The sequence below is a fragment of the Microbacterium hatanonis genome, from assembly GCF_008017415.1.
Lineage (GTDB): Bacteria > Actinomycetota > Actinomycetes > Actinomycetales > Microbacteriaceae > Microbacterium > Microbacterium hatanonis.
The window spans coordinates 102,254-114,513 of the sequence record NZ_VRSV01000001.1 but is presented as its reverse complement, the minus strand read 5'-3'; the positions used below and the strand labels follow the sequence as shown (position 1 = coordinate 114,513).

At 71.5% G+C, this 12,260-nt stretch carries 15 protein-coding genes; 5 read left to right on the top strand and 10 right to left on the bottom strand.

Annotated features, from left to right (window positions below; all coding sequences use genetic code 11):
• The first annotated feature begins 5 nt into the window (after positions 1-5).
• Positions 6-2,060: an NAD(+) synthase gene (locus FVP77_RS00550; RefSeq protein WP_147892770.1), complete on the top strand. Its 2,055-nt coding sequence runs from the start codon at positions 6-8 to the stop codon at positions 2,058-2,060.
• 48 nt (positions 2,061-2,108) lie between these two features.
• Positions 2,109-2,741, top strand: coding sequence for a LysE family translocator (locus FVP77_RS00545; protein ID WP_147892769.1), 633 nt, complete (start codon positions 2,109-2,111; stop codon positions 2,739-2,741).
• Between the two features lie 20 nt (positions 2,742-2,761).
• On the opposite strand, the gene FVP77_RS00540 is transcribed toward FVP77_RS00545, so the two are convergent.
• Positions 2,762-3,256: a DUF427 domain-containing protein gene (locus tag FVP77_RS00540; protein WP_147892768.1), complete on the bottom strand. Its 495-nt coding sequence runs from the start codon at positions 3,254-3,256 to the stop codon at positions 2,762-2,764.
• Positions 3,257-3,343: 87 nt separating this feature from the next.
• Here FVP77_RS00540 and FVP77_RS00535 point away from each other — a divergent pair, with 87 nt between their 5' ends.
• The 3 genes from FVP77_RS00535 to FVP77_RS00530 are packed head-to-tail and all read left to right on the top strand — an operon-like array spanning position 3,344 to position 4,246.
• On the top strand, positions 3,344-3,538 hold the full coding sequence (locus FVP77_RS00535; RefSeq protein WP_147892767.1) for a hypothetical protein: 195 nt from the start codon (positions 3,344-3,346) through the stop codon (positions 3,536-3,538).
• Positions 3,539-3,544: 6 nt separating this feature from the next.
• The gene (locus FVP77_RS17120) at positions 3,545-3,676 is read left to right on the top strand and encodes a hypothetical protein (RefSeq protein WP_259460095.1); all 132 of its coding nucleotides are present in this window, start codon (positions 3,545-3,547) and stop codon (positions 3,674-3,676) included.
• 12 nt (positions 3,677-3,688) lie between these two features.
• The gene (locus FVP77_RS00530; RefSeq protein WP_147892766.1) at positions 3,689-4,246 is read left to right on the top strand and encodes a phosphorylase family protein; all 558 of its coding nucleotides are present in this window, start codon (positions 3,689-3,691) and stop codon (positions 4,244-4,246) included.
• Here FVP77_RS00530 and FVP77_RS00525 read toward each other — a convergent pair.
• The 9 genes from FVP77_RS00525 to FVP77_RS00485 form a co-directional block, all read right to left on the bottom strand.
• Entirely contained in the window at positions 4,234-5,739 is a 1,506-nt protein-coding gene (locus FVP77_RS00525; protein ID WP_147892765.1) for an MFS transporter, read from the bottom strand. The genes FVP77_RS00530 and FVP77_RS00525 overlap by 13 nt on opposite strands.
• A gap of 60 nt (positions 5,740-5,799) precedes the next feature.
• Positions 5,800-5,982 (bottom strand): hypothetical protein, encoded by a 183-nt coding sequence (locus tag FVP77_RS00520; protein WP_147892764.1) that lies wholly within the window; start codon positions 5,980-5,982, stop codon positions 5,800-5,802.
• Between the two features lie 22 nt (positions 5,983-6,004).
• Positions 6,005-9,049: an AAA family ATPase gene (locus FVP77_RS00515; protein WP_147892763.1), complete on the bottom strand. Its 3,045-nt coding sequence runs from the start codon at positions 9,047-9,049 to the stop codon at positions 6,005-6,007.
• Complete coding sequence (locus tag FVP77_RS00510) at positions 9,046-10,200, bottom strand: exonuclease SbcCD subunit D (protein ID WP_147892762.1); 1,155 nt, start codon at positions 10,198-10,200, stop codon at positions 9,046-9,048. Before FVP77_RS00510 ends, FVP77_RS00515 begins: the two co-directional genes overlap by 4 nt.
• A gap of 113 nt (positions 10,201-10,313) precedes the next feature.
• Entirely contained in the window at positions 10,314-10,628 is a 315-nt protein-coding gene (locus tag FVP77_RS00505; protein WP_147892761.1) for a DUF2277 domain-containing protein, read from the bottom strand.
• Positions 10,629-10,788: 160 nt separating this feature from the next.
• Entirely contained in the window at positions 10,789-11,130 is a 342-nt protein-coding gene (locus FVP77_RS00500; RefSeq protein ID WP_147892760.1) for a hypothetical protein, read from the bottom strand.
• A 1-nt stretch (position 11,131) separates the two neighbouring features.
• Positions 11,132-11,368 (bottom strand): hypothetical protein, encoded by a 237-nt coding sequence (locus FVP77_RS00495; protein WP_246133920.1) that lies wholly within the window; start codon positions 11,366-11,368, stop codon positions 11,132-11,134.
• Between the two features lie 78 nt (positions 11,369-11,446).
• Entirely contained in the window at positions 11,447-11,857 is a 411-nt protein-coding gene (locus FVP77_RS00490; protein WP_147894378.1) for a DUF1622 domain-containing protein, read from the bottom strand.
• A 33-nt stretch (positions 11,858-11,890) separates the two neighbouring features.
• The gene (locus FVP77_RS00485; protein WP_147892758.1) at positions 11,891-12,190 is read right to left on the bottom strand and encodes a GNAT family N-acetyltransferase; all 300 of its coding nucleotides are present in this window, start codon (positions 12,188-12,190) and stop codon (positions 11,891-11,893) included.
• Positions 12,191-12,260: the final 70 nt, after the last annotated feature.

Genomic DNA, 12,260 nt, shown 5'->3' with positions numbered 1-12,260 from the left:
GGGCCATGAGCACCGCTCTCCCCTTCTCGAGCGCCTACCGCCACGGGTTCGCGCGCGTGGCCGCGTGCACGATCCCGATCTCGATCGCCGACCCGGCCACGAACGCCGACACGGTGCTGGAGGCGGCGCGTCGAGCCGACGCCGACGCCGTCGCGGTCGCCGTCTTCCCGGAGCTGTGCCTCACCGGGTACGCGATCGACGACCTCGTGCTGCAGGACCCGGTGCTCGACGCCGTCGAGGCCGCGATCGCGCGCCTGGTCGCCGCATCCGCCGACCTCCTGCCCGTGCTCGTCGTCGGAGCGCCGCTCCGCCACGGCAACCGCCTGTACAACTGCGCCATCGTGATCCATCGCGGCACCGTCCTCGGCGTCGCTCCGAAGTCGTACCTGCCGACGTACCGCGAGTTCTACGAGCGACGCTGGTACGCGCCCGGTGACGATCGCTCCGGCGAGGCCATCCGCGTTGCGGGGTTCGATGCGCCCTTCGGCCCCGACCTGCTCTTCGAGGCCTCCGACATCCCCGGACTCGTGATCCACGCCGAGGTCTGCGAAGACATGTGGGTGCCGGTGCCGCCGTCGTCGACCGCTGCCCTGGCCGGCGCGACCGTGCTGCTGAACCTCTCGGGCAGCCCGATCACGATCGCGCGGGCCGACGATCGCAAGATCCTGGCCCAGTCGCAGTCGCTGCGCTGCCTCGCCGCGTACGCGTATGCCGCCGCCGGCATGGGCGAGTCGTCGAACGACCTGTCGTGGGACGGCCAGACGATGATCTACGAGGGCGGGCAGCTGCTCGTCGAGACCGAGCGGTTCCCCGACGGGCCTCGCTCGAGCGTCGCGGACGTCGACCTCGACCGGCTCCGTCAGGACCGCGCGCGGCAGGGCACGTTCGACGACAACCGCCGCACGCACTCCGGCGCTTTCCGCACGGTGCGCTTCGAGCTCAGCCCACCGGCGACCGACGTCGGCCTGCGCCGCGCGCTCGACCGCTTCCCGTTCGTGCCCGACGACCCCGCGCGCCTCGCGCAGGACTGCTACGAGGCCTTCAACATCCAGGTGTCGGGCCTCGAGCAGCGTCTGCGCGCGATCGGTCAGCCCAAGCCTGTGATCGGCGTCAGCGGCGGGCTCGACTCCACACATGCGTTGCTCGTGATCGCCCGGGCGATGGATCGCATGGGCCGCCCGCGCAGCGACATCCTCGCCTACACGCTTCCCGGATTCGCGACCAGCGAGGGCACGAAGGCCAACGCCATCGCCCTGGCCGAGGCAGTCGGCGCCTCGATCGAGACGATCGACATCAGGCCCGCAGCATCCGAGATGCTCGCCCGCATCGGTCACCCGTTCGCCGACGGTCAGCCCGTCCACGACGTCACCTTCGAGAACGTGCAGGCGGGTCTGCGCACCGACTACCTCTTCCGCCTCGCGAACCAGCGCGGTGGCATCGTGATCGGCACCTCCGACCTGTCCGAACTCGCCCTGGGCTGGGCGACCTACGGCGTCGGCGACCAGATGAGCCATTACGCGGTGAACCCCGGCATCCCCAAGACGCTCATCCAGCACGTGATCCGCTGGGTCGTCTCCTCCGGAGAGATGGATGCGTCGACCGCGGGCGTGCTGCAGGCCGTTCTCGACACCGAGATCAGCCCGGAGCTCGTGCCCGCCGGGCAGGATGGGCGCATGCAGTCGACCGAAGACCGCATCGGGCCCTACAACCTCCACGACTTCACGCTGTTCCACGTGCTGCGCTACGGCCTGCGCCCCTCGAAGATCGCCTTCCTCGCGGAGCGCGCGTGGTCGGACCCCGACGCCGGCGCGTGGCCCCCGGGATTCCCGGTCGACGACCGGCCCGCGTACGACCTGGCGACGGTCGTGCGCTGGCTCGAGGTGTTCCTGCAGCGCTACTTCGGATTCGCGCAGTTCAAGCGTTCGGCGATCCCCAACGGTCCGAAGGTCTCGCCCGCCGGCTCGCTGTCGCCGCGGGGCGACTGGCGCGCGCCGTCGGACGGCAACGCCCGCGTCTGGGTCGACGAACTGCACGCCGCTCTCCCCGACCACTTCGGCTGAGCTCCGCACACGACACCCGCACCGCTGCGGAGGCGGTACGTTTCGTTCATGCTGCCGCTCGAGAACCTCCTCGCCTTCGCCGTCGCCTCGGTCGTGATCATCGTGATCCCGGGCCCCAGCGTGCTCTTCGTGATCGGGCGATCGATCGCGCTGGGTCGCCGGGCCGGCGTGCTGAGCGTCGTGGGCAACGCCCTCGGGACGGTGCCGGCGGTTCTCGCGGTGGCGTTCGGGATCGGAGCGATCGTCGCCTCGTCGGTCGTCGCGTTCACGATCATCAAGATCGTCGGCGCGATCTACCTCGTCTGGCTCGGCGTGCAGGCGATCCGCCACCGGAACGCGCACGTGCAGGGAGCGCCGGGTGCCACGCGCTCGTCGTGGGTGCTTCTGCGACAGGGCTTCGTCGTCGGGCTCACGAACCCCAAGACCATCGCGTTCTTCGTCGCCGTCCTCCCGCAGTTCGTCGACCCCGCCGCACCGGCCGTCTGGGCGCAACTGCTGATCCTCGGACTCACGTTCCAGGTGCTCGCCCTGGCGTGCGACAGCGTCTGGGCCCTCGCCGCCGGCACCGCCCGCGCCTGGTTCGCGCGGTCACCGCGCCGCATCGCCACCCTGTCGGGAACCGGCGGGGTGATGATGATCGGGCTCGGCGGCACTCTCGCCCTCACGGGCGCGAAGAGCTGAGCCCGCCGCCCGCGCGGGCGCTACCAGCCGTGCGAGCCGGGAATGCCTTTGAACGGACCCGCGATGGCCGCCGTCACCCAGCCGCCGTAGAACCCTCCGGGTTGAGGCACGACGACCTCCCCGTCGACGATGCATCGGTCCATGGGAGCGGCATACACCGCGACGCGGTCGTCGAGATCCTCGTACCCGGGCATCGGCCTCGGGTAGTTCCACGCGGCGTGGTCGGCCCGCTCGGCGCCGCCGTGCACGTCGAAGTAGCGCGCGGCGCCCTTGAACTCGCAGAACGAGGCTCCGTCGGTCGGCACGAGCGCCTCGCCGAACGCCGCGATCGGCAGGTAGTAGACGGGGGGATGGCTCGTCTCGAGCACGCGTACGACGTCGTCGGTGTCGACGATGCGCTCGCCGCCGAAATCGATCTGCACCCGCACGTCGACGTGCTCGAGCCGGGGCGGGCGGGGGTAGTCCCAGACCGATTCCTGGCCGGGGCGGATGTCATCCGGGCGCGGGGTTCTCATCCACGAAGCCTGGCGAAACGACGCTTCCGCGACAACCCCTACCGCGCAGAAAGGGGGATCGCGGGGGTGACCCGGTAGCCTGCAAGCGTGGAAGACGAACAACGACTCGGCCGAGGCAGGTACCTCGCGTACCAGATCATCGGCATCGTCGTCGGGCTCGCGCTGATCGCCTTCGGCGTCGTCGCCTTCTTCGCCGGCGGTGGCCCGTTCGTCGCCGCCATCGCTGCGATCGGCGGCACCCTCGCCGTCATCGTCTCCGTCGTCGACTTGGTGAGGTCGTAATACCGGATGCTGCCCCTGAACTCCGACAACGACCCGAAGAAGCCGTCTCCGACCCGCATAGGCATCTGGATCGCGGTGGCGGGCGTCGGCGCCTACTTCCTCATCTCGGGGATCATCGGCATCGTCAACGGCGGCTGAGAGAATGGGCGGGTGAAGCTTCTCGTTGCCGCCCATCCGTCCGAACTCGTCGCCTTCGAGCCTGAGCTGCCCGGTTTCGACCGACTGCTCACCGGCGTCGGTAAGGTCCCCGCCGCCTACGCCCTCACGCGAGCCCTTGCGACGAACACCTACGACGAGATCGTCGTCGTGGGCACCGCCGGAGCGATCGACCCCGACCTCGAATCGGGCGTGCACGAGATCGGCGCGGCCCTCCAGCACGATGTGAAGGGCCTCGACGGCATCATCGGCCACCACGTCTGGCTGCCCGAGCGGGTGGAGCTGGCCGCAGACGGCATCGTGATCGCCACCGGTGACCACTTCATCGACGACGCCGACGCGGTCGTCGCGATCCGCTCCCTCGGCGCCCGCATGGTCGACATGGAGTCCTACGCCCTCGTCTGGGTCGCCCAGCAGTTCGACGTGCCGATCCGCATCCTCCGCGCGGTCAGCGACCGGGCGCAGGACGGTGCGACCGAGGAGTGGGACGACGCCGCGCTGGTCTGCAGCGAGTGGCTGCGCACCAGTATCCGCGAGCTCTACGGCGTCTGAGGCTCGCCGCGGTGTCGTCGGCCGGCGAGGTCGACGACACCGACGATGAGCGAGAGCGCGAGGAAGATCGCGACCGAGATCATGCCGTAGAGGTAGGCGTCGTGGTAGACGTCGAGCGTCGTGCGCGTGCCCTGCTCGGCGTAGACCGTCGAGTAGAACAGCGCGAGCGCGACGGCCGTGCCGATGGCCGTTCCGATGCGCTGGCCGAGCTGACCGACGGAGCCGGCGAGCCCGCCCTGCGCGACGGGGATGTCGGCGAGCATCAACGTCTGGTTCGGGGAGATGACCAGGCCTCCCGCGAAGCCGCCGACGGCCAGGATCGACCCCATTCCGAGCAGAGCCCATTCCGGCGGGAGGAAGATCGCGGCGGAGACCATGCCGACGATGCTCACGAGCAGACCCGCAACGCCCCAGACCACGAGAGGTCGCCCGAGCCGGGTGACCAGGTTGCCGCCGATCCACGACGAGATGGCCGAGGCGATGGCGAAACCGATCGTCACCATCCCGGCGAACACCGGCTCGAGATCGAGCCCGCTCTGAAGGAACAGCGTCGTGAGGATGAAGGTCGCCGGGAGCGCGGCGAAGTAGGTCGTCGAGATGAGCACGCCGTTGCGGTACGAGGCGTGCGCGAAGACCTCGAACGGAATGAGCGGCACGCGCCCCCGCGCGGAGTAGCGGCGTTCCCACGCGATGAAGGCCGCGACGAACACGGCGCCGCCGACGATCAGCCACCACCGCGCGGGGTTGTCGTCCGGCGAGCCCGTGGTGAGCAGGAACGGCAGCATGAGACCGGCGACCGCGAGCCCGAACAGCAGCACGCCGACGGGGTCGAGCTGCACCTTGCGATGCGACTTCGTGCGCGTGCTCGGGAGGAAGAAGGCCGCGAGCACGATCACGATGAGGGTGAGCGGCACATTGATCCAGAAGATGAGCCGCCACCCGTCTGTCTCTCCACCGAGGGCGATCATCAGGCCGCCGAGGGTAGGACCGAAGGCGGTCGCGATGCCGATGGTGGCGCCGAAGAGCCCGAACGCGCGGCCGCGCTCCTTGCCCTGGAACAGCTGCTGGATGAGCCCGAGCACCTGCGGCATCTGGATCCCGGCGGCGACGCCCTGCAGCAGGCGGGAGACGAGCAGGATCGGCGCCGTGGGCGCGAGCGCACAAGCGAGGCTGGTGACGAGGAAGAGCGAGAGGCCGATGAGGAAGAGCGCGCGTCGTGAGCGCTGGTCGCCGAGGCGTCCTGCGGGTACGAGCACGAGACCGAAGGTGAGGATGTAACCCGAGACGATGAGCTGCAGCTCGGTCGGCCCCGCCCCGAGCGCCGACTCGATCGAGGGAAGCGCGACGTTGACCTTGCTGAGGTCGAGGATCGTCAGAGCGGCGACCGACACCGCGATCCAGTAGGCCCGCCAGCGGTGGCTCGGGCTCAGCTGGATGTCCTGGGTGGGAGGGTGTGCGCCCTTCCGGTTCTGGGTGGAGGGCGCGTCAGACATCACGCTTCAGGGTAGCCACGGATCACTCGCACGCGGCCCCCCTTGCTCATCGTGTGGAAATCACACCTCGCGGTCGCGGGAGAAGAGCGCCCGCAGTGCGAAGTACACGACGGCGGCGACCACCGCGACGATGAGCAGCTTGAAGACGAACGCGAGCACCGAGAACAGGATGTTCACGAGGAACCACGCGATCACGATCGCGACGATGACTCCGAGGATGGACCAGATCGTCGACTTGTTCATGCCTCCAGCCTACCCGTGCGACTCAGACGGCGACGGTGGACTGCTGCCGGATCACGCTCGGCCCCTGCGGCGTCGCCTCGACGAGCAGCTGAGCGGGGACCTGCTCCTTCATCGATGCGACGTGGCTGATGACTCCGACCGTGCGCCCGCCCTGGCGCAGTTCGTCGAGCGTGCGCATGGCCAGATCGAGGGTGTCGTCGTCGAGCGACCCGAAGCCCTCGTCGATGAAGAGGGTGTCGAGGCGCAGACCGCCGGCGCGTGCGGTGACGATCTCGGCGAGGCCGAGGGCGAGGGCGAGGGAGGCGAGGAACGATTCACCCCCGGAGAGCGACTGCGGTGGGCGCGCCTGGCCGGTGAAGGCGTCCATGATCTCGAGTCCGAGGCCGGATGCCGCGCCGCGAGCCGCGAGCGCGTCGGAATGCTGCAGGCGGTACCTCCCCGACGACATCTCGGCGAGGCGGAGGTTCGCCGCGCCGACGATCTCTTCGAGCTCGGCGGCCAGCACGAACGTCTCGAGCGTCATGCGGTGCGTGTTGGGCGCGCGCCCGGCGACCGTGTTGGCCAGTCGGGCGATCACCGCGTGCCGGTCGGCGAGGGCGGTGATGCCCTCGGTCGCGGCGTCGGCGCGCTGGGTGAGATCGCGGAGGCGTTCGGCGACCCCCGTCGCGGCGGCCAGCGCGGAGATCGCGGAGGTGAAGGCCTCCCGCGCCACGGCGACGGCCCGGGCGGGCCCGTCGAGGTCGACGAGTTCGTCGGGCGCGTCGACGAGGGCGAGCTCGAGCTCGAGCAGGCGCTCCTTCGCCGCACGGGCGGCGCTTTCGTGCTCGCGCACCGCGTCGTCGAGCCGCGCCCGCGCGGCGGGGTCGCGGAGCGCGGCCTCGACCGCGGACGGGTCGTCGAACGTGGACGCGGCCAGACGGGCGTCGCGGTCGGCGCGAGCATCGGCGAGCACCTGCGTGCGCAGCGCGAGCTCGGCCCGCGCCTCGGCGAGGGCGCGCACCGCATCGCGTCGACCGACCGCGTCGGCTCGGCGCTCGGCCACCGTGGCGAACTCGCCGCGCGCGGCGTCGACGATCGTTGCGGCGGTCGTCGCGCGCTGCTCGTCGAGCGCGACCCGCTGCCGCACCTCGGCCAGCGCCTCGGTCAGCCGGGCGTGCTCGAGCGCGGCCGCCTCGGCGAGCGCCGAGAGCTCGGCGTGCTCGGCGGTCAGCGCCTCCGCCGCCGAGACGTCGGCCTCGGCGCGGGACAGCGCAGCCGCCGCCGATTCGACAGCCGCGTCGAGCGTGGCGACGTCGTCGCCTCCTGCCCGGACCGCGATGAGGGCATGCGCGTCGCGGGCCGCACGCCACGCGAGAGCCGCTGCCCGGTCGGCGTCGATGGCGGCGTCCTTCTCGGCCTCGGCGGCGGCGATCTCGTCATCGCCGACGGGGTCGTCCGACACGGGCGCAGGATGCGGGTGGTCGACCGCGCCGCAGACAGGGCAGGGCTCACCGTCGACGAGGGCGGCGGCGAGATCGCCCGCCGCACCGTCGAGCCGGCGCTGAAGCAGTGCCGTCAGGCGCGCGGCCGTCGTCGTCACGGCCGTTCCGCGCTCGAGCGCCTCGCGCTCAGCCGTGCGGACACTGGCCTCGAGCGCGACCGCCTCATGGGCGGCGGCACGCCTGCGTTCGGTGTCGGCGAGGACCGCGCGCGCAGATTCGGCGCCCCGGGCGGCGCCCGCCACGGCGGTCAGGCGCTCGGACAGCTGCGCAAGCAGGGCGGGGACGGGGCGGCGACGCTCGTCGAGCTCGGCCATCTCGCGCAGCATCGCCTGTTCGCTCTCGCGCGCCGCGCGGAGAGAGGCGTCGATCGCGGTGCGCTCCCCCTCGGCGGCGAGCGCGGCGTCGCTCGCCGCGATGGTCGCGGCCAGTTCGTCTTCGCGGTCACGGAGGGAGGCGTTCGTCGGCGACCCCTCGCCCAGGGCCGAACACCGCGCGAGCGCGTCGCGTTCGGCGTCGGCGGCTCGTCGCGCCGCGGACTCGGCACGACCGGCGTTCTCGATCGACGAGCGGAGGGCTTCGGCCGCGTTGGCGAGCGCCAGCTCGGCGCGCATCTCGGCGATGCGTTCCGCCCGAGCCTCGAGCGCCTCGAGGGCCGCCCGAGCGGTGAGGCGCTGCTCCTGGGCGGCGCGCAGCGCGGCCGCCGCCCGCTCGCGCTCCGTCGCCGCCGCGAGCTCGGCGTCGGCGCCGTCGCGCGCGCGGGCGAGCGTGTCGACGCGATACTCCGCGCGCTCGACGGCGCGCACGAGCGCAACGACCCGGTCGGCGAGGGGCCGCACCGCATCGACGCTCTCGGGCGGCGCGGCAGCATCCGTCGACTCAGCGGCCATCGCACCGTGCGTCGTCCCGTCGAGGTCGGACTCGCGCGCGAGGAGCTCGCCCTCGTCGACCAGCACACGGGCCGTGTCGCCCTCGGCGGCGAGGGCGCGCTCGGCATCTTTGCGGCGGCTCTCGAGCTCGCGTTCGTAGTCCTCGTACGTGCGCGTGGCGAACAGGGTGCGCAGCAGCGCCTGCCGTTCGTCGTTGCGGGCGAGCAGGAACCGCGCGAAGCGGTTCTGTGCGAGCAGGATGACCTGCAGGAACTGCTGCTGCGTGAGGCCGAGGATCTCGTCGAGCCGCGCGGCGACGTCACGAGGTCGGGCGGCGACGCCGGTCCACGTGCCCGAGGAGAACTCCTCCAGCAGGGCCTGCGGCGCCTGTGTCGTGAATCCGCCGCCGTTCTTCTTCGGCCGCTCGTACTCCGGCGAGCGACGGACACGCCATCGGCTGCCCTCGGCGGTGAACTCGAGCGTGACCTCGGTGGGGTCTTCGGGGCCGCAATGATCGCTGCGCAGCCTCTTCTCGCCGGACTCGTACCGCGGCACGCTGCCGTAGAGGGCGAAGCACACCCCGTCGAGCACGCTCGACTTGCCGGCACCGGTGCGCCCGGCGATCAGGAAGATGCCGTCGTCGGCGAACGCGTCGAAGTCGACGCTCTGCCGCTCGAGGAACGGGCCGAACCCGGCCAGCTCGAGCCGGTGGAGCTTCACGCCGTCGCCTCGGTCAGGGTGCGCGCGTCGACGACCTCTCTCATGAGCGTCACCTCGTCGGCGGAGGCGCCTTCGCCGGCGCGCACGTGGGCGAGGAAGGCGTCGACGAGTTCGACGTCGTCACGCGCCGCTCGTACCCGCCCGGCGTAGTCCCGCCCGTCGTCGGCGACCGCGCCGATGGGCGCGTGCATGACCGTCGCGCAGTGGGTGAACCGGTGCTGCAGGCGCCGCATCGGGTCGAGCTGCGGCGTGGGGTCGGTGTACTGCGCGCACACCCACGACTGCTCGTGCTCGGCGAAGCGGGGGTCGCCGAGCAGCTCGTCGAGCGTTCCGCGGAGCGTCACGAGAGGGCGGGGCACGGGCAGAGCGAGCCATTCGACGGACGCCAGGCCCGCAGCATCCAGGTCGACGAGCCACGACCCGCGGGGCTTGTCGCCCTCGCCGAAGCTGTAGTGCAGGGGCGCTCCGGCGTAGCGCACACGATCGGTGAGGGTCTGGCGGCCGTGGATGTGTCCGAGTGCGACGTAGTCGGGGCCGTCGAAGACCGAGACGGGCACGACGTCGAGACCGCCCTGGCGGATCTCTCGTTCGACACCGGGTGTGGCTTCGACGCCCGCGGTGAAGCAGTGGGAGACGACGACCGACCGACCGCCGCGCTCGGCGAGGTCGTCGCGCACGATGCCCATGACGTGCCCCAGCGTCTGGGCCTGACTGCGCAGCTCGACGCCCTCCCACCGGTGGCGGACGATCGCGGGTTCGAGATAGGGGATGGCGTAGAAGTGCACGGGGCCGTCGGCGTCGTCGATGGTGACGGGGGCACCGACGGAGGCAGGGTCGGTCACCACGCTGATGCCCGGCCGCAGGAGCGCCGACTGGAACCCGAGCCGGGCGGCGGAGTCGTGGTTGCCGCTCGTCACGATCACCCGGGCGCCCGCGTCGGAGAGCTTCACGAGGGTGTCGCTGAGGAGCGAGTAGCAGGCTGCCGCCGGAGCAGCGGAGTCGAACACGTCGCCGGCGAGCACCACGACGTCGATGCGGTGCTCGCTCACCTGCTCGACCAGCACGTCGAGCACGCCGCGCAGCGCGTCGAGCGTGCTGTGGCCGTGGAACGACCGGCCGATGTGCCAGTCGGACGTGTGCAGGATGCGCATACCGACACGGTACGTGCCGCCTCCGACACGGGCGTTCAGACTCCCCGAGCAGCCCGGACGCGAGGCCGCACGGGGCGCCATCGGGTGGTCGACCTCACCGAACGGCGAGGGGATCAGGATGCCGCGCGAGCCGCCCGCTTCTCCCGCTGGTACACGCGGATGGCTTCGTAGCGCTCGGCGGAACGCGCCTGGCGTTTTGCGGCCTCGTCCTCGCGCGTCTTCGGCGCGGCGGTGGTGACGAGACCGTCGATGAGATGACGCGTGGCGTGAGCGATCTGCTCGACGGCCTCGTCGAACACCGCCTGGTTGGCGCGGGACGGCTTGGTGGTCCCGGCGATCTTGCGGACGAACTGGAGCGCGGCGTCGTGGCATTCCGCGTCGGTCGCTGCGGGCTCGAAGTTGTGGAGCGGAACGATGTTGCGGCACATGCGCCACACGATACGCGCGCTCTTCGCCCGCTTCCAGACCCGTCGAGACCGTACGAGACCGCCGAGCCACCACGCGACTGTCCGCAATGACGTGCGGGCTCGGCGAGAACGTACGGTCTCGACGAGAGGGAACGCCGCAGAACTCTGCGGGGAGACCGCGTCAGCCCCGGGCGACCTCGGCGACCAGGGCGGCGATGCGGTCGTCGGCTACGTCCACGCCGGTCTCGCGGAAGCGCTGGCGCAGCACCTCTGCGATGCGACGCTCGCCCTTGCCGCCGACGTCCTGACGGGTCTGAGCGACGATGCCGATGATCTTGTCCTCGTCGGTCGTGTCGTGCATGTCCTGCACGGGCTCGTTCTGCGTGCCGGGCTCGGTCACGGGGGTCGGCTCGTCCGAGACCGCTCCGCCGTACGAGTCCGCCGCCGAGGCTCCCGCTCCGGGAACCTGGTCGGCGTTCGCGGCGACGCCCTCGTTCTGGTCTGCGTCGTGGTTCTCGGGCATGTCAGCTCTCCTCGTCGGCGGCGAGATCGGGGTCGGCGCCTTGCGTGGCGTCCGGGGATTCGATGGGGTCGGACGGCTCGTCGCCGCCCTGCGGCGCGAGCCCCGACTCCGAGAGCCCGGGCGAGCCCGCAGCATCCCGGTTCTGCTCCGCCGTCTCGCCGTCGGCGACGTCGCCGCTCTCGTAGCCGCCGGGCGGGTTCGCGTTGATGACGCCCTCGGGCAGGTTCTGATCGCTCATCACCGCTCCTCTCGTTTCCTCCACCCTGGCCGCAGAGGCGCCGGACGTGAGGGGGCTTGACGCCCCGGGCGCGGCGGGTCAGTCGTCGGCGGACCTGCCTGCGGCCCGGTCACGGGCCACCGCGCCGGCGACGACCTGGCCGCCGCTCGTGAGGAGCGCGCGACGCCACGGCAGCACCCCGTCGATCTCGATCTGGATCGACATCGACAGCACGGTGCGGATGAGCACGATGAGCCCGAGGATCAGGGCGTCCTCGACCGAGGGCTTCGACGTGATGGTGCGGATGAGGTCGGCGGCCACGAGCACCTCGAGGCCGAGGAGGATCGCCCCGCCGAGGGTCGTGCGCAGCACCGCGAAGGCCCGCGACCCGCCCTCGCCGCGACGAAGGGAACGGATGCCGAGGACGACCGCGACCACGAACCCCGCCGTCATGGCGAGAGCGCCGATCGACTCGAATCCGATCGCGACGGCGGTGAAGGCATCCTCCATGTGCACGTCGCCAGTGTAGGACCGGCGCCCCGGCTACGCTCCGGCGCGCGCTTCCAGGATGCCGGCGCGCTCGGGGCGCGCGTCGAACCAGTCGTTCACGTACCAGCACACCGGGCTCACCTGGCGCGAGCCGTCGCGCTCGAGCTCGGCGACCGCGCGCTCGACGAGCTCGCCGGCGTACCCGTGCCCGCGGAAGGTGGGGATCGTGTAGGCGCGGGTCATCGCGACCGTGCGCCCATCGTCGCGGTAGTCGAGCACCGAGACGAGGTCGTCGCCGTTGTGCAGCGTGTACCGCGAGGCGTCCTTCTCGTCGGTGAATCGCAGATCAGCCATCACTCCAGGCTACGCTCGACCGGCGCGGAGATGCCTTCGCCGTCGGAGAATCACACCGAGGTCGGAGCTT